14 protein-coding genes and 1 pseudogene are annotated in these 17,247 nt (G+C 59.3%); 10 read left to right on the top strand and 5 right to left on the bottom strand.

All coding sequences use genetic code 11. The features are described 5' to 3' along the window. Positions 1–66: 66 nt before the first annotated feature. Together hisC and nifA are read right to left on the bottom strand one after the other, a co-directional pair. On the bottom strand, positions 67–1,215 hold the full coding sequence (gene hisC, locus NMG70_RS00605) for a histidinol-phosphate transaminase (RefSeq protein WP_077378873.1): 1,149 nt from the start codon (positions 1,213–1,215) through the stop codon (positions 67–69). 233 nt (positions 1,216–1,448) lie between these two features. Next, on the bottom strand, positions 1,449–3,230 hold the full coding sequence (nifA, locus tag NMG70_RS00600; protein WP_254022749.1) for a nif-specific transcriptional activator NifA: 1,782 nt from the start codon (positions 3,228–3,230) through the stop codon (positions 1,449–1,451). A 1,305-nt stretch (positions 3,231–4,535) separates the two neighbouring features. Here nifA and NMG70_RS00595 point away from each other — a divergent pair. The 3 genes and pseudogenes from NMG70_RS00595 to NMG70_RS00585 all read left to right on the top strand — a co-directional run. Next, positions 4,536–5,834, top strand: coding sequence for a dicarboxylate/amino acid:cation symporter (locus tag NMG70_RS00595; protein WP_254017824.1), 1,299 nt, complete (start codon positions 4,536–4,538; stop codon positions 5,832–5,834). A gap of 287 nt (positions 5,835–6,121) precedes the next feature. Beyond that, on the top strand, positions 6,122–7,186 hold the full coding sequence (locus tag NMG70_RS00590; protein WP_008878216.1) for a LacI family DNA-binding transcriptional regulator: 1,065 nt from the start codon (positions 6,122–6,124) through the stop codon (positions 7,184–7,186). A 161-nt stretch (positions 7,187–7,347) separates the two neighbouring features. Continuing rightward, positions 7,348–8,124: pseudogene (locus tag NMG70_RS00585) on the top strand (TIM barrel protein); the annotation flags it as partial. A gap of 76 nt (positions 8,125–8,200) precedes the next feature. Here NMG70_RS00585 and NMG70_RS00580 read toward each other — a convergent pair. Then, positions 8,201–9,118, bottom strand: a complete 918-nt coding sequence (locus NMG70_RS00580) for a LysR family transcriptional regulator (protein WP_040594270.1) — start codon at positions 9,116–9,118, stop codon at positions 8,201–8,203. A 158-nt stretch (positions 9,119–9,276) separates the two neighbouring features. Between NMG70_RS00580 and NMG70_RS00575 the strand changes: the two genes are divergently transcribed. The 3 genes from NMG70_RS00575 to NMG70_RS00565 all read left to right on the top strand — a co-directional run bounded on the left by NMG70_RS00575 (position 9,277) and on the right by NMG70_RS00565 (position 11,582). Further along, the gene (locus NMG70_RS00575; RefSeq protein WP_008878221.1) at positions 9,277–9,867 is read left to right on the top strand and encodes a NodA family N-acyltransferase; all 591 of its coding nucleotides are present in this window, start codon (positions 9,277–9,279) and stop codon (positions 9,865–9,867) included. Between the two features lie 224 nt (positions 9,868–10,091). Then, on the top strand, positions 10,092–10,373 hold the full coding sequence (locus NMG70_RS00570; protein WP_008878222.1) for an acyl carrier protein: 282 nt from the start codon (positions 10,092–10,094) through the stop codon (positions 10,371–10,373). Beyond that, positions 10,374–11,582: a beta-ketoacyl-[acyl-carrier-protein] synthase family protein gene (locus NMG70_RS00565; protein WP_077378864.1), complete on the top strand. Its 1,209-nt coding sequence runs from the start codon at positions 10,374–10,376 to the stop codon at positions 11,580–11,582. It begins immediately after the preceding gene. 85 nt (positions 11,583–11,667) lie between these two features. Here NMG70_RS00565 and NMG70_RS00560 read toward each other — a convergent pair whose 3' ends face one another. After that, positions 11,668–11,826 carry a hypothetical protein gene (locus NMG70_RS00560; RefSeq protein WP_254022748.1) on the bottom strand — a complete coding sequence of 53 codons (159 nt, stop codon included), beginning with the start codon at positions 11,824–11,826 and terminating at the stop codon, positions 11,668–11,670. A gap of 77 nt (positions 11,827–11,903) precedes the next feature. Between NMG70_RS00560 and fabG the strand changes: the two genes are divergently transcribed. Next, positions 11,904–12,641 carry a 3-oxoacyl-[acyl-carrier-protein] reductase gene (fabG, locus tag NMG70_RS00555; RefSeq protein ID WP_254022747.1) on the top strand — a complete coding sequence of 246 codons (738 nt, stop codon included), beginning with the start codon at positions 11,904–11,906 and terminating at the stop codon, positions 12,639–12,641. A 723-nt stretch (positions 12,642–13,364) separates the two neighbouring features. Here fabG and NMG70_RS00550 read toward each other — a convergent pair. Continuing rightward, positions 13,365–14,348: a LysR family transcriptional regulator gene (locus tag NMG70_RS00550; protein ID WP_008878226.1), complete on the bottom strand. Its 984-nt coding sequence runs from the start codon at positions 14,346–14,348 to the stop codon at positions 13,365–13,367. 297 nt (positions 14,349–14,645) lie between these two features. Here NMG70_RS00550 and NMG70_RS00545 point away from each other — a divergent pair, with 297 nt between their 5' ends. From NMG70_RS00545 to nodC, 3 genes are read left to right on the top strand one after another with little or no spacing between them, the layout of a single operon-like run. Next, positions 14,646–15,236 (top strand): NodA family N-acyltransferase, encoded by a 591-nt coding sequence (locus NMG70_RS00545; RefSeq protein ID WP_008878227.1) that lies wholly within the window; start codon positions 14,646–14,648, stop codon positions 15,234–15,236. Next, complete coding sequence (gene nodB / locus NMG70_RS00540) at positions 15,233–15,874, top strand: chitooligosaccharide deacetylase NodB (protein WP_254022746.1); 642 nt, start codon at positions 15,233–15,235, stop codon at positions 15,872–15,874. Before NMG70_RS00545 ends, nodB begins: the two co-directional genes overlap by 4 nt. A 14-nt stretch (positions 15,875–15,888) precedes the next feature. Beyond that, a complete protein-coding gene (gene nodC, locus NMG70_RS00535; protein ID WP_008878230.1) occupies positions 15,889–17,244 on the top strand; it encodes a chitooligosaccharide synthase NodC in 1,356 nt (451 codons plus the stop codon). Positions 17,245–17,247: the final 3 nt, after the last annotated feature.

Raw genomic sequence — 17,247 nt, 5'->3', positions numbered from 1 at the left:
CAACGGTTCGTGGCTCGCAATGGTGCAAGCAAATTCAAATTATCGGCGCGCTTAATGGCCGGGGAACTATCGATTGGTTAAGGCAGGAGCAGCGGCCGCTGACGGCCGGCACAGCGGGATAGTTTCCTTCGCCGTTCCAGCTATGTCGCTGGCGGCCTCAAGAAATTCATCCATCTCATCTTTTGTGCCGATGCTAATGCGGATGTAATTTTCCAAACCTGCATCAGGAAAGAAGGCAACGAGTATCTTTTGCCTTTCCAAGGCTGCTTGCCACCATGAGCCTTCCTGCCCCGCTGGCACACGTGCTAGCAGGAAATTTGCGTGGGAAGGTATTACGGAAAATCCGAGTTTTGACAGCGCCATCGTCACTCGCTGTCTTTCATGCTTGATGTGCTTGTGGTTCTCGGCATAGGCGCCTCGGTGCCCAAGGACGCTGATACCAACCGCATGGCCGATCACATTCATGTTGAAGACGTTCTGAAGATTTCGCAGCCTGCCAATGACTTCAGGGTGACCAAGTCCGAAACCGACGCGAATGCCGGCGGTGGCATAGCTTTTCGAGAACGTTCTCAAGACCAGGAGATTCGGATAACAATTGATGAGATGCAGACCATTATCCGGTGCAAAATCGACGTAGGCCTCATCCAAGACAATCATGCGGTCTGATTGTGATACTAAACGTTCGATATCGGCCACCGGAACAAACGTTCCGGTCGGATTGTTCGGATTAGCCAGCAGAATGAATTTGGCATCTTTTGCAGGCGCCAAAAGCAATTGTTCTACGGGCAAGGAATGATCTTGGCCCCATTCGACTTCGACAAATTGAGCACCCTGCAAACTGGCAAGTTTGCGGTTGAACGAAAACCCGGGCGACATCATCGCCACGCTGTCTCCTGGAACCAGGAAAGCTCTGTAAATAAGCCCAAGCAGTTCAGACGATCCGTTTCCGGCGATCACCTGATCCTTGGAGACGCCGTAGGCTTCAGAAGCTGCTTGCCTCAAGCTGACGTTGTCGTCTTCTGGATATAGATACTGCCGTTCGAGAGCCGCCATTGCACTCTGCATTATGACTGTCGGCAGCGGAAACGGGTTCTCGTTCGTATTTAGCTTGACGCAACTCGCATCCGGCGCCGGTTTGTCGGATAGCAGAACATCTAACTGTCTCGCCACTTGCGAGAGAGAGGAAAGCACAGTTCCGAGTTTTGCATCCGACATGATTTTTTCTCCGTTTCAGTCCCAGTGCATCCGGCACGGGCTGGTGATATCGAGACATGGCTTGGACCATCGATGATAGCGCTGCCTTCAAACCCAGGTGCGTCGTGAAGCCGACAGCCGCGGGGTCAGCCGGACTGTGCGATTGGATCGAAAGTTGGCACTGACGTGAGGTCCCCATCACCCGTTTCCAGGGGCACAAGCACGGTCCCCGCTACTCGCTTCGGTCGTTAGCTTCAAAGACGCTTGATCTCGATGCCGTATTTCCTCAACATGTAGCCAATCTGGCGGGGCGTCAGTCCAAGCAGGCGTGCCGCCTTTGCCTGCACCCAGCCACATCTTTCCATGGCCTCGATGACACGTTCAGCATCGGTCATTCTTGCACCATTTAGCTGGACTGCCCCGGCAGGGCCAAGCGGCGGCTGACTTGTGATCTCAGGCGGGACTGCGACGGCGGCAGCAGCGGGCGGTATGGCCGCAACCGCTGGCAGCGGCACGATCGGCGGGGATTGCAGCGCGATTTTGCCAAATCTGCTCTTGTGCAGCGCCTCGGCGAAGCATTTGCCCTGGCAGCATGCAAAGTCGCCTCTCCCGATTGATGGTCCCGCCGCCAGAACTGCTGTCCGATACACGCAATTTTCGAGCTCGCGAATGTTGCCGGGAAAATCACAGTTTATCAGGACTTCAATCGCACTGGGATCGAAGGTCAGCATCCGGCCGTTCTCACCGTTGAAATTCTTGAGAAACTCAGCGGCGAGTAGCGGAATATCACTGCGCCTTTCGCGTAGCGCTGGCACCAGCAAGGGAACCACACTGATGCGGTAATAGAGGTCGGCACGGAACTCGTTTCTGGCAACCGCCTCTTCCAGGTTCTTGTTCGTGGCGGCAATGATGCGAACATCGACTTTAATGGTCTGGTTGCCGCCGACGCGCTCAAACTCCTGCTCCTGCAGCACGCGCAAGAGCTTTGCCTGGAAAGAGGCCGAAATCTCGCCGATCTCGTCCAGGAACAGCGTCCCCTTGTCGGCGAGCTCAAAGCGCCCCTTGCGTGAGTTGAACGCGCTGGTGAATGCACCCTTCTCATGACCGAACAATTCGGATTCCAGGACTGTCTCGGGCAGCGCCGCGCAATTGAGCTTGATGAAGGGCCGCTTGGCGCGCGGCGACAACTCGTGGATAGCCTTGGCGACCAGCTCCTTGCCGGTACCGGATTCGCCTCGCAACAGAACCGCAATCTTAGCCTTAGCTACGACCGCGACTTTCTCAAGCAGACCGCGCAACGCCAAACTGTCGCCAATCATCCCCTCAACGTGAATCTTGTTACGCTGCCGGGCCGGATGCTTCTGCTTTGGCAGCAAATCCTGCTGTGCCATCGGTTGCTCGGGGTCGCCGTCGAAAGAGCGATGCGACTTGACTATCTGTCCTACCAGGTTGGCGATTAGGGGAAGCAGACAGAGGTTGTAATCGAGCCAAACTCTTGAGCCATTGTCCAGTACGTGGTCGATGGTCAGCGTGCCCACGACATTCGCATCGACGCGGATGGGAACGCCGACGAAGGACACTGGTATGTTTTCGGAGACCCCGAGCACCTCCATGTCGGCGGCGGTGAAAGCCGAATGAACCGCGATGTTCTCGGTGGCCAGGGGCGTGTCCGTGGCCACAATATGGTCGATTGCCTTCCGCGGCAGATACGTCCGGCAGCGCTCACCGCAGCTCTCGGTCCAGCCGGCGCCTACGGTGATTTCCAGTTCGCCATCACTATCGAAGAGAGAGATGATGCCGTGCCGCATCTGCAGAAACGATCGCAGGAGGTCTACGACCTTGGCCAGCGTGACGTCGAGCCCGGAGGGGGCGGTGAGTGCTTTCACTATTTCCCATATGCCAGCAAGCACGCTCGCGCGCGACGGCAGAATAGCGGATTCTGAGTCATCCCTTTTCCCGTCATGAAGCGACGAGCAGCATGGCGGCGTCTGCCCAGCATTTTCTTCAGGTTGGCCATTATTGTCCCGGTCTAGCATGTCATCCTCGATCTCGGGCCGCGAAAGCAACGCCGCGCCATCTGAACCTGCGACGCCCCCCCGGGCGTAGAGGCCTCGTCAAGTGGCATCGAGGCCCGAGCCACCGATGGCCGGCACCAGCAAGAGTTTCTTCGCCCCGCGGGCCACCGCATGATTGGCGCGCTTGCTCGCTCGTAGGAGCCGCTCATCGAAACGCTTGAGACGTCGATACGGATAGTCTGTGACCCGGCGTCACGGCAGCACGCCGACTTCCGCAGCCGGCATACTGGCTGCCATTGGATCAAAAGTGGGTCACGGTTTTGGGCGTCGGTCAGGCCGTGATGATCGGCAAGAACGAAAAACGCCGGAGGCAATGCTTGAGGCATGGCTTGGCTATCCTTACTGAAGTGGGGCGCGGTTCAGGCTCCTCCCGAGCGCAACCACACGTTGCTCTACAGAGCGGGAACGACGGGGGCTAGTCAATCGAGCTTTCCTTGCATTTGTGAAAGGAAAGTAGGACGACATGACAGAATCCCATCAATTCAGATAGTTGCTCGCAGATCGATGCGAACGGCAGAGATGTTTACCCCGGCGTCTCGGCGGGTGCGCGGCGCGCTGAGCATACCGAGCGCCTGTGCGTGCTTCCAGCGCCCCATCAGGTGGTGCGGAAGCGGTAGCGGCTCACTGAGTGGATCGCAGCAACCATTCATACCCTCGCTATTGATGCCGTTGACAATAGAACACGCTGCGGCGCATGCCATGGCGCAAAGTTGTCTTCGAGCGCGGCTTATGTTCGTGCTACGAAGCATCTCCTGAATCACACCGTTGCGCCCTGGCGGAATCACCGGTCTTCTCCACTGCCCCTTCGAGACGCACTCGGCTGCAACGGGAGCGCGGCGAAGCACGGTTGTGTAGGGAATCCTCCACACCGGTGCGCGGTCAGTCGCAAACAAGACAAAGAAAGGAGGGGCACATCGGGACCCCAGAGATACCGACCGGCGGCCGCTCTGCCGGGCAAAAGCAATGGTTGCAACGCGCCCTTGTTGTATCATCCGTGCTCTACCGACCTATTGCTTCAGACACGGACCATTGCCGGAGCCTTAGGTGCGGAATTTCGCCAAGAATGGAGGCAACCAGTGCGGAAACCCGCACAAGCCTCACTGAAGCTGCGTGACCGAGCGGCGGAATACGCATAATTGGGCGCGGGTTTCCACTTGGCACAACGCTTGCGGCTGAGATGGCAGCAGCGTTTGACCGGAGCGCCGCGATGGGAGAAGCGCGGGAAGGGAGGAGCCCCACCCCGTCCGGTCAGGGAGAGAAAAGCTGTTGGTTCCACCAATCCGAAGCGCGGGTCCCACGCCCCGCAAGGCCTTCTACGCCCAGCTCTACGTGCAGGTGCTTACCGCCATCGCCCTCGGTGTCGCAGTGGGCTATTTCTGTCCGGGGACCGGAGAGGCTCTGAAGCCCCTCGGCGATGCTTTCATCAAGCTCGTGAAAATGATCATCGCACCAGTGATCTTTCTAACCGTCACGACCGGCATTGCCGGCATGAACGACCTCAAAAAGGTTGGCCGGGTCGCCGGCAAGGCGATGATCTATTTCGTCACCTTCTCGAGCCTCGCACTGGTTGTCGGTCTCATAGTCGCAAATGTCGTTCAGCCAGGTGCTGGCCTCAACATTGATCCGGCGTCGCTCGATGTTCAGGCCGTGAAGGGCTATGCCGCCAAGGTCCACGAGCAGTCCGTGGCCGGCTTTCTGATGAACATCATCCCGATAACGATCGTTGGTGCCTTCGCCGAAGGCGACATCCTGCAGGTCCTGTTCTTCTCGGTCCTGTTCGGCATCGCTCTGGCGATGGTCGGCGACACGGGCAAGCCTGTGCTTTCTTTGCTTCAGGCGCTCCTTGCGCCGGTGTTCAAGCTGGTCGGCATTCTGATGAGGGCCGCGCCCGTCGGCGCTTTCGGCGCCATGGCCTTCACCATCGGCAAATATGGCATCGGTTCGGTGGCCAACCTCGCGATGCTGGTCGCGACGTTCTATTTCACTGCCTTCTTCTTCGTATTCGGGATTCTCGGCGCGGTCTGCCGATACAACGGCTTCTCGATCTTTTCTCTCGTGCGCTACATCAAGGAAGAGCTGCTGCTGGTCCTGGCAACGTCCTCCTCGGAGGCCGCGCTGCCCTCGCTCATGGAAAAGATGGAGAAGGCCGGCGCCAAGCGTTCTGTCGTGGGTCTCGTTATCCCGACTGGATATTCCTTCAATCTGGACGGCACCAATATCTACATGACGCTTGCCGCCCTCTTCCTCGCCCAGGCGACGAACACGCACTTGTCGATTTCCGACCAGGTCCTCCTATTGCTTGTCGCGATGCTTTCCTCGAAGGGTGCCGCAGGTATAACAGGCGCCGGCTTTATCACCTTGGCCGCTACGCTTTCCGTAATCCCGAGCGTTCCCGTTGCTGGGATGGCTCTGATCCTTGGCGTGGACCGCTTCATGTCCGAATGCCGAGCGCTGACGAATGTAGTCGGCAACGCGGTGGCCTCGCTCGTTGTCGCCCGCTGGGAAGGCGAATTGGACGAAGCGCGCATGAAAGCTGCCTTCTGCGGGAGCTTGCCGAGAGATTAAACCGGCCATCCGCCCCAGCAAGATTGCTGCAGCGCGACTAATCCAGTCGCCGGGCTAACATCCGAACGAAACAATCGGCTCGCTGGCTCTAAACAGTGCTTCGCGGGCCACAGATCAGAAGCGCCAAATGCGGTGAGTACAAGAAATATGGACGCCTTATCGAAACGAACCGTAGATCGACACCCGCGCGGTTGCGCCTGGAGCGCCGTTCATTGGATAGGCTGTCGATCGTGTAGGATGCCGAAATTTTCACTTTGCCGCCCCGAACCGTCGCTGGGATGCGCCGGATGACAGAGAGACAGCCGATCAGAATTGGAGCGACGGCAAAGCGCCCCACAATTGTCGATCTCGCCCGCGAAGCCGGGGTGAGCGTGGCGACTGTCGATCGGGTCCTGAACGCTCGCCTGCCGGTGCGGGAGAAGACCGCGCGGCGGGTCCACGAGGCCGCCCACGCGATCGGCTATCATGCTGCGGGTCTCATCAAACAGCGCTTGCAACGGGATCTGCCGCGCTACCGGCTAGGCTTCATCTTGAGAAAACCGGCCCAGCATTTCTACCAGGAGTTCGCGCGCGAGGTCGAAGCGTCGGTGAGTTCGGCCCAGTCCTTCCACGGCATTCCGCTCATCGAATTCGCGCCATCACATTTGCCCGGGGACCTGACCACCCTCCTTAAGGATCTTGGTAGCCGATGCCACGCGATCGCCATGGTGGCGCCGGACCACCCGAAGATCACGGCAGCAGTCGAGGAGCTCAAGGCAAAAGGCATCCCGGTTTTCTCGCTCCTTTCTGACTTCGCCGCTGGCGTGCGCGAGGGTTACATCGGTCTCAACAACCGCAGGGTCGGGCGGACGGCAGCTTGGATGTTCTCCAAGGCCGCTAAACGGCCTGGCAAGGTGGCGGTGTTTGTCGGCAGCCACCGTTTCCAGGGTCACGAGCTACGGGAAAGCGGCTTTCGTTCTTTTTTCCGTGAGAACGAGCCAGCATTCGAGGTGCTCGATACGCTCGTGAACCTTGAGAAACGACAGATCACTTACGAGGCGCTGCTGGACCTTATGCAGCGGGAACCTGAGCTCGTCGGCTTCTACGTGGCCGGCGGTGGCATGGAGGGCGCTATCTCAGCGCTCCGGGAAGAGGGCAAAGGTCAGGATCTCGTGGCGATCGTGAATGAAATCACGCCGGAGTCACGGGAGGCCCTCGCTGATGACATCATCACGATGGCGGTCGCCACGCCACTGCGCCGACTTTGCCAGGAGCTGATGTTGCTGATGGATCGCGCCATCAAGACCGGCACGGCGGAGACGCCGGGGCAGACATTTCTGCCGTTTGACATCTATCTGCCGGAAAACATCTGAAATGATGTGATCTATCGCCATGGCCGACATTCCTTTCATAAATGCAAGAATCGCTCGATTGACTAGCCTGCTCCAATCAGGTTTGTGCATCGGCCTGCAGTGGGGCGCGCGGAGAAGCCAGACAAGACTGGCGCCGCATTTCTGGAAGGAAAGCTCCGCCCATGCGCCAGGTATCTCCCCGCTTTGCGCTCGAAGACATGGCGGCCCCATCGGTCGACGTCAGTGCAATTTTCGCAGTTGCGCGTGATCAGGGCCTGACCGATGTTCAAATCCGTGACCATCATTTCAGCAATCCTGTTACACACGCCATTTCGGCTGCGCAGGTCCGCTCTGCCGCTACCGAAGCCGGCGTCACGATAACCTCGATGAACGCCTTGCAGCGCTTCGACGACTGGACTCCCACCCGTCGGGCGGAGGCGAACAAGCTGGCCGACTACGCGGCGGCGTGCGGGGCTAAGACGGTCGTGCTGGTGCCGGTCAACCACGGCTCGCGGGCCAGCACTGGCGAGCGCCATGACAGTCTCCGCTTCGCTCTAAACGCGCTCAAGCCGATCCTCCAGTCGCGCGGTCTTGTCGGCCTGATCGAGCCGCTGGGCTTTCGAACCTGCTCGCTTCGATCAAAGAAGGAAGCGGCCGATGCCATTGCCGCGGTTGATGGCCAGTCCGTGTTCCGCCTGATGCACGATACTTTTCACCATACCCTGGCTGGGGAGACGTCCTTGTTTGGCGAGCTTACCGGACTGGTGCACATTTCAGGCGTGAACGACCCGACCTTCTGGATTTACCCGGATTGCTTTCTTGGAGGTTCCGACAATGGCAGTCAGATCCAGGCGCTGCTTGACGATGGCTACGCGGGACCCTTCTCGTTCGAGCTGGTCGAGGAAGTGCGCACGTTGGACGAGCTCGCGGGCGCGCTTGCCGCCAGCATTGATTTCGTCCAGCGCGTGCTGTCGACGCGAAAGCAGTTGGTCGCGGAGGTAGTAAATGGAATGGCGCCTAAAGCCTCCCGTGTTGTCACAGCGGAGCAGCCATGCGAGATGCCTCCTGCATCATTATCTCGCGCATCCAGATGCTTGCCGGATCGGTATTGTGGAGTGCCGGCCACTGGGCGGCTTCGGTGAAAGCGGGAAGCGGCAGCGGAAGTTCCACAATCTGAAGGGGGAAGGTTTTTTCGAAGTGCTTAACCAGCCGGAAGGGCATGGTCGCAATACGAGCTGTGCCGGACACCATGGGTGGGATCATGCTGAAGCCCTGCACGGCCACCTCGACACGTCTTTTAAGACCATGCTCAAGTAAGAACCATTCCTCGACGGACGGCATCAGCGAACGTCCGAACCTGACCGAGACGTGCCTCATCGACAGATATCTCTCGAATGTAAGCTGCCGTGGCAGCTGCCTGTTCGTGGGACAGCCGACACATACGAGCCTCTCGCCGAACAAGGCCACGCTTGAATGCGCGCTCGACGTGAACAAATCCGGGAGAATTACAAAATCGACGTCGCCGCGCCGGAGAAGCTCATCGGGGCTATCGTTGATAGGCAGCAATTCGAAGCTGACGGCGGGGGCTTCCCGGGCAACACGCTCCACGACTTTCTCAAAAAAAACGAGCGTGGCGAAATCGGAAATAATGATCCTGAAGCGGCGATCGGATCGAGCCGGGTCAAACGGATCCGAAGAAATAATCGTACGTTGGATGTGCAGGAGAGCGTCGCGGACTGCGGGACCAAGTGCAGCCGCACGTGACGTCAGAATACGTTCGCGGCCGCTCATGCTGAACAGTTCATCGCCGAAAAAATCGCGCAGCCGGGCGACGGCCGCACTCATCGCCGGCTGACTGAGATTTATCCGGCGTGCCGCCGCCGAGAGATTGCGCTCGGCCAGCAATGCGTCCAGCACGACGAGAAGGTTGAGATCAAGCCCCTTGAAACGCATTTCTGCGGCTATCCATAGAGTGGATACCTTCCATCGAAACAAACGATTTTATCATTGTGCTGAAATCTCGCATGGACAAACACCTGACGCACCGATCACCCGCTGCCTCTATGCCGCGATGAGCGTCTTAAGGACAACCCGAAAGGAGAAAATCTTCCATGCGCTCTGCCGTGCAGTGGAGGTTATGCTGGGAAAATAACTTGCAAGTGGCCGACCATGTCGAGCTCTCCGATTTTTTCCGAAACATCTATGGACGAAACGGAGCCTTCGGCGCAAAGCCATTCGAAGGTGGCCGCAGTTGGGCCGGCGCAAGACCGGAACTCCGCTTTATTGCCAGCGACCCTCAGGGCGTAGCGGCACACATCGGTATTCTGCGCCGCTTCATCAGGGTTGGCGAGGTCGATGTCCTAGTGGCTGAGTTGGGCCTGTATGGCGTTCGTCAGGATCTTGAGAAGCTCGGAATCAGCTTTGCAATGCGCACGGTGTATCCAGTCCTGCAGCAGATGGGGGTTCCATTCGCTTTCGGCACGGTTCGGCACGCAATGCGCAACCATGTTGAGAGGTACTGCAGAGAGGGCCTAGCCACCATTGTGCCAAGCGTCCGCGTCCGTTCGAGCCGCGCAAATGTGCATCACGACCTGCCGTCCACGCGCCTGGAGGACGTGCTCGTCTTGGTTTCGCCGATTGGACGCTCGATGGACGAGTGGCCTTCCGGCACGCTGATCGACCGTAACGGTCCGGAGCTATGAAACTCCGGGACTACATATCTGTCCCGAGTGGCTAGCAAAATCGGCTCCCGGCGACGTTCTTCGCCATCGCAGCCTGCGCCGCAGACCAGCCGGACTCATCCGGCTGGTATGAGCATTAAGCTTTGTCAGTTGCACAAGTTTAATGGCTAGTTTCCCGGACGCGCGCTGCCCAGGAGTCAAGTCACCCCAACGTAAAAACAAGCTGAAATGGAAAGAAACAAATAATGTCTGATCAACTTACAACGGAAATCGTAGAGATAATCAGGAAGCGCGTCGAATCGGAGAACGCCGAGGGAACGACTGCAGCGTCCGTCGGCGAAATAACCACTGCGACGGAAGTGACTGGGCTCGGCATCGATTCACTGGGATTGGCGGACGTGCTCTGGGATCTCGAACAGGCCTACGGCATCAAGATCGAGATGAACTCGGCCGAGGCGTGGTCTGATCTCCAAACTGTCGGCGACATGGTGGAAGCCATCCGCGGCTTGCTCAACAAGGCGGCTTGAATGGATCGGCGGGTCGTTATCACCGGACTGGGCGGGCTGTGCGGACTGGGCACCGATGTCGGCTCCATCTGGAGAGGCATGCGCGAGGGCCGATCGGCCATCGGTCCCATTGTCAATGCACAGCTTCACGGGCTGGAGGGCACGATCGGCGCCGAGATCAAGACGCTGCCTGAGCACGACGTTGACCCCAGGCAGCTGCTCGCCATGGGCCGTTTCAGCCTGCTTGCCGTGCTTGCAGCACGCGAAGCCATGCGACAGGCCGGACTTTCCTGCAATGAAGGCAATGCCCATCGCTTTGGCGCAACAGTGGGCGTCGCCTTCGGCGGCTACGATGCGACCGAAAAAGGCTACCGCGACGTCCTTTTGGGGGGAGCGTCCCGCGTTGATCTGTTCTCCGGAGTAAAGGCGATGCCGAGCGCGGCTGCGTGCCAAGTCAGCATGAGCCTCGGCCTTCGCGGGCCGGTCTTCGGCGTCACTACCGCCTGTGCATCGGGCAATCATGCGATCGCCTCGGCCGTAGACCAGATCAAGTACGGCCGGGCCGACGTGATGCTTGCGGGAGGCAGCGACGCGCCGTTCGTGTTTATGATGGTGAAGGCATGGGAAGCGATGCGCGTGCTCGCTCCGGATACTTGCCGGCCCTTCTCCGCCGACCGGAAGGGACTGGTGCTGGGCGAAGGTGCGGGCATGGCCGTACTGGAAAGCTATGAGCATGCTACCGCCCGGGGTGCAACGATTCTTGCCGAGGTCGCCGGCATCGGCCTGTCTGCCGATGCCTCCCACATCGCCGCGCCGGCAGTTCACGGGCCGGAGCGCGCGATGCGCGCCTGCCTTGCCGATGCGAAACTGAATCCCGAGGACGTCGAGTACCTGAACGCGCACGGCACCGGCACCAAGGCCAACGATCAAATCGAAACGGCGGCGATCAAGCGCGTCTTCGGTGAGCATGCTTATTCGATGTCCGTCTCTTCCACCAAATCCACCCACGCGCACTGTCAAGGTGCAGCGAGTGCGCTTGAGATGATCGCCTGTGTGATGGCGATTCAGGAGGGCGTCGTACCGCCGACCGCCAACTATCGCGAGCCAGACCCCGATTGCGATCTCGACGTCACGCCCAACGTGCCGCGCGAGCGTAAGGTGCGTGTGGCCATGAGCAACGCGTTTGCCATGGGCGGCGTGAATTCAGTTCTAGCCTTCAAACACGTATAGTAAGCCTCCGACATGTTTGCCGCAAAGCCCTTCCGGGCGCCGTCGCTTTGCTGGCAGTCTGAAGGCTCTCCCAGTGCACCACCAGTCAGCTCCAGGTGGTCAGGTCGGTCGAGCCGCGCCTGGTCTCGCAGCCGAGGCCGGCCGCGGCCAATTGCGCGAACTCGCCCAACGCGGTTTGGGCTGCATAGACGATTCTACCTCGCAGCGGGGTCCTGGCGCGGATCAGGAGCGGCGAGGAAGCCACTCATTGGAGCCGAGACTTCTGGCTCGGCGACACTCAGAGGTGACCGAATTCACCGGCCTGAAGAATGAGGAGAAAAGATGTTTGAATTGACCGGCCGCAAGGCGCTCGTCACCGGCGCATCGGGGGGCATTGGCGAGGCGATCGCCCGTGTGCTGCATGCGCAGGGCGCCATTGTCGGCCTGCACGGCACCCGCGTCGAGAAACTGGAGACCTTGGCTGACGAACTCGGCGATCGGGTAAAACTTTTCCCGGCCAATCTGTCGAACCGCGACGAGGTCAAGGCGCTCGGCCAGAAGGCGGAGGTCGAGCTCGAAGGCGTTGATATCCTGGTCAACAATGCCGGCATTGCCAAGGACGGGCTGTTCGTGCGCATGGCGGACGCCGATTGGGATAGCGTGCTTGAGGTCAATCTGACCGCCGTGTTCCGGCTGACCCGCGAACTCACCCATCCGATGATGCGGCGCCGGCATGGCCGCATCATCAACATCACCTCTGTGGTTGGCTTCACCGGCAATCCCGGTCAGACCAATTACTGCGCCTCTAAGGCTGGCATGACCGGCTTTTCCAAGTCGCTGGCGCAGGAGATCGCCACCCGCAACATCACCGTCAACTGCGTCGCCCCGGGTTTCATCGAATCGGCGATGACCGAAAAGCTCAATGACAAGCAGAAAGAGACGATCATGGCGGCGATCCCGACGCGGCGCATGGGCACCAGCGCTGAAGTCGCGTCCGCCGTCGCCTACCTCGCCTCCGATGAAGCAGCCTACGTCACCGGCCAGACCATCCACGTCAATGGCGGCATGGCCATGATCTGAGCACGGGGTGACCGGAGCCTACCTTGTCGTAGGCATCACGCGACAGGTCTCACCGCCGCGTTTGCAGGGCAAGTGGTGCTGCAATGCGGATCAAACCTCCGCGGCGCTTGTCGTAAACGGTTCATCCCGCAGCCGGGCCACGGCTGCACTCATGGCCGGGCGAATGAGTTGATGCACGTGCCGCGGCAGCGCAAAGGGGAATCAAAGCCAGGCCACAGGCCCTCCCAAGGTCGACATGAAAGATCCTTGCCCTCACCGATGCGCTCGGCACTCGCGTGCTTCGTCCTCCTGTCAGGAGGCCGCTTCGATACGGTGGGTTTCGCCCGCCCATCAAGGGCGTCGCCTTCGGCGATCCGAACGCCGACACGGGGTTCAATAGCAACACCATCATTGCCGATCTGAACGAGCGCGGCGCCAAGATCGTGATCCAGCACGATCCGAGGCGCGCCTTGCCGCCGCCTCTCGCGTCATCTGATCGAGGACTTCTTCTGCACCCAAGCGTATGCCAGCTGACAACTCCAACCAGAGCTTCGAAGCGACCATCGACCGCACCCGCGGCATAAACCCACGATGGCCCCAGCAAGCCTAGACCAAGGCCAGCCAAGCTGCGAATCCGGACGCGGTACCCGACCCAGAGACATGCACTTCGAGTTCCGCTCCTCGCCCCGGGAGTCTCACAGTCTGCAAGCGCAACACCTGCCAATCAGCTGACGATCTGTCGCCTCAGGCAACATGAGAGTGGGCGGTAACGGCCGACACAAGTCCAGGAGCGCTGGGGGCCTCTCGTGGATTCGCAGGAGTAGCCAGCCGGGATGCTTCCTGCACCATTATCTCCCGCATCCAGATGCTGGCCGGATCGCTGTTGTGGTTGGCCAGCCATTGGACGGCTTCGGTGAAAACGGGAAGCGGCAGCGGAAGTTCGACGACCTTAAGGGGGAATGTTTTTTCGAAGTGCTTAACCAGCCGGAGGGGCACGGACGAAATACGAGCTGTGCCGGACACCATTGGCGGCACCATGCTGAAGCCCTGCACCTCGACTTCGACACGTCTTTTCAGGCCGTGCTCAAGCAAGAACAGTTCCTCCATGGAGGGCTTGCGCCAACGTCCGAACCTGACGCAGACGTGCCTCATCGACAGGTATCTCTCAAATGTAAGCTGCCGTGGCAGCTGCTTGTTGGCGGCACAGCCCACGCATACCAGCTTCTCATCGAAAAGCGCCACGCTTGGATGCGCGCCCGACATGAACATATCCGGAAGAATTACAAAGTCGATGTCGCCTCGCCGGAGGAGCTCATTTGGGTTGTCATCGAGAGGCAGCAATTCGAACGTGACGGCGGGGGCTTCCCGAGCGACACGCTCCACGACTTTTTCAAAAAACACCAGCGTGGCGAAATCGGAAATAATGATCCTGAAGCGGCGATCGGATCGATTTGGGTCAAACGGATCGGACGAAATAATCGAGGACTGGATGCGCAGGAGAGCGTCGCGGACTGCGGGGCCAAGTGCTACCGCACGTGACGTCAGAATACGTTCGCGACCGTTCATGCTGAACAGTTCATCGCCGAAAAAATCGCGCAGCCGGGCGACGGCCGCACTCATGGCCGGCTGACTCAGGTTTATGCGGTGTGCCGCCGCCGAGAGATTGCGCTCGGCCAGCAATGCGTCCAGCACAACGAGAAGATTGAGATCAAGTCCCTTGAAACGCATGGGCGCGGCTATCCATCGAGTGGATACCTTTCATCGAAACAAACGATTTTACCAGTTTTGCTGAACGTCGCATAGGGACCTTACAAGGATGTAAGCAAGCCCTAAAGGAACTTAATGCTTGCGTGGGTGCCGGACAGCATTTCTGGCGTACGCCTTCCGGTGTCGGCCGGATCGCATGTCCAGTGCGGCTAAAGTTCCTCGGTGATCTGCGAAAGCCATATCGCGTCTGCTCGACGCGACAAGCTCCCCGTCATTAGGCGCTTACCTCAGGAAAACACGAACGAATGAGGTCTTTCCATGCGCTCTGAAGTGCAGTGGAGGTTGTGTTGGGAAAACGAGTTGCAACTGCATGAGCATGTCGAGCTCTCAGACTTCTTGCACAAAACCTATGGAGGGACTGGCACCTTCTCCGCAAGGCGATTCGAAGGCGGCCGCAGTTGGGCCGGCGCGAGGCCAGAGTTCCGCGCAATTGGTAGGGACGCGCACGGTGTAGCGGCACATCTCGGTCTACTGCGCCGGTTCATCAAAGTTGGCGAGATCGACGTGCTGGTGGCCGAACTCGGATTGTACGGGGTGCGTCGGGATCTTGAGGGCCTCGGCATCAGCTTGTCGATGCGCAGTCTGTATCCAGCGCTGGAGCAGATGGGCGTTCCATTCGCTTTCGGCACGGTTCGGCACGAAATGCGAAATCATATTCAGAGGCTCTGCAATGCGGGGCTTGGGAAGATTGTGCCGGACGTTCGCATCCGCTCGACCCTGGCAGACATACATCCCGACCTGCCGCCCACACGCTTGGAGGACGATCTCGTCCTGGTCTCGCCGATCGGGCGCTCGATGGACGAGTGGCCGTCCGGCACCTTCATCGAGCGGAACGGTCCGGAGCTATGAAACATCTGGACTGTATATGTGAAGTGCCCAGTGACTGCGCTGACGGCACCGAAGAGCGCAGCGTCTATCTCACGTTTGACGACGGCCCCGATCCCGTTTGGACACCGGAGGTCCTCGACCTGCTGGCGCAACACCGGACACCGGCGACGTTCTTCGTGATCGGTGACGCGGCTGTAGACCGGCCGGAGCTTATCCGGCGAATGATTGCAGATGGGCATGAAGTGGCCAATCACACGATGACTCATCCGGACCTGTCCAAATGCGCACCCGGCGAAGTTGAACGTGAAATCCTTGAGGCGAACAGCGCCATCATGATGGCGTGCCCCCACGCTGCGGTGCGGTACTTTCGTGCGCCGTATGGGAGCTGGACCGAAGAAGTTCTCACAGCCTCGGCGAGCACTGGATTGGCACCCCTGCATTGGTCAGTAGACCCGCGAGACTGGTCTCGCCCCGGCGCCGACTCGATTGTCGATTCAGTTCTTGCCGGTCTCCGCCCGGGCGCGATTGTGCTCCTGCACGACGGGTGCGAGCGCTCTCAAAGCGATCCACGCGAGCAGACGGTTATGGCGCTGTCCCGCCTGATTCCAGCGCTGCACGACCGCGGATTCACAGTCCGACCCCTTCCTCAACATCATTGAACAAACGAGATCTTATGGACCCGCTTACCACAGCCAGTACCGTCGCCGTTTCGTGTTATGCGCTGCTCTCGACCGTTTATAAAGGTATGCAAGCGGTTTACGCGCAGTCGGGACACGTTGCATCAATCTCGGACGACTTGCTCGCCTCCGACCTTTGGCCGAGCGTGGATGTCATTATCCCCTGTTACAATGAGGAGCCGCGTACACTTTCGGCCTGTCTGGCTTCGGTTGCCAACCAGGAATACGCCGGAAAGCTGCACGTCTATGTGGTGGATGACGGTTCTGGAAATCGCAAGGCCCTCACGCCGGTGCATCACGCCTACGTAGACGACCCCAGATTCACGTTTATTCAGCTCCCCCACAATGTCGGCAAACGCAAGGCGCAGATCGCAGCGATCCGTGGCTCGTCTGGAGATTTCGTGCTCAGCGTCGACTCTGACACGACTCTCGAGCCCGACGTGATTGCGAAACTTACCGCAAGGATGCGGGATCCAGCGATCGGCGCCGCCATGGGCCAGCTGACGGCATCCAACCGGAGCGACACTTGGTTGACCCGGCTGATTGACATGGAGTACTGGCTCGCCTGCAACGAGGAGCGCGCTGCGCAGGCTCGCTTTGGTGCGGTCATGTGCTGTTGCGGCCCATGTGCAATGTACCGCCGCTCTTCTCTGATGTCGCTGCTAGATCAATACGAGACTCAGCTGTTTAGGGGCAAGCCTAGCGACTTCGGCGAGGACCGCCATCTTACCATCCTGATGCTGAAAGCAGGCTTTCGGACCGAGTACGTTCCGGACGCGATCGCGGCGACAGTCGTTCCGGATAAGCTGGGGCCCTATCTGCGCCAACAACTACGATGGGCACGAAGCACTTTCCGCGACACGCTGCTGGCACTGCGCCTGTTGCCGAGCCTCGATCGCTATCTCACGTTGGACGTAATTGGACAGAATCTCGGCCCATTGTTGCTCGCCGTCGCTGTACTAGCCGGGCTCGCAGAGCTCGCATTGACAGATACGGTGCCTTGGCCAACGGCAGTGATCATTGCCGGCATGACGACCATTCGATGCACCGTGATAGCTTTTCGTGCACGCCAATCTCGGTTTTTCGGCTTTTCTCTGCACACGTTCATCAACATCTTTCTCCTCCTTCCCTTGAAAGCTTATGCGTTGTGTACATTGAGCAACAGTGACTGGCTGTCGCGCAAAAATGCTACCCAGCCCCACGGGAGCAAGAAGCCGATCATCATCGCAAACCCGATCACCAGAGCAAATGGTACAGGCAGCCCGGGAATTGCCGGCTCGAATCGTACGGCGGATCGTTCGCGCGATTCTGCACAGCTGGTTAAGCCTGGGGTTCTTCACAGCTCCGACTGACCG

It is taken from the genome of Mesorhizobium ventifaucium, from assembly GCF_935822925.1.
Lineage (GTDB): Bacteria > Pseudomonadota > Alphaproteobacteria > Rhizobiales > Rhizobiaceae > Mesorhizobium > Mesorhizobium ventifaucium.
The sequence above is the reverse complement of the archived record's forward strand: the minus strand, read 5'-3'. Positions and strand labels throughout refer to the sequence as shown.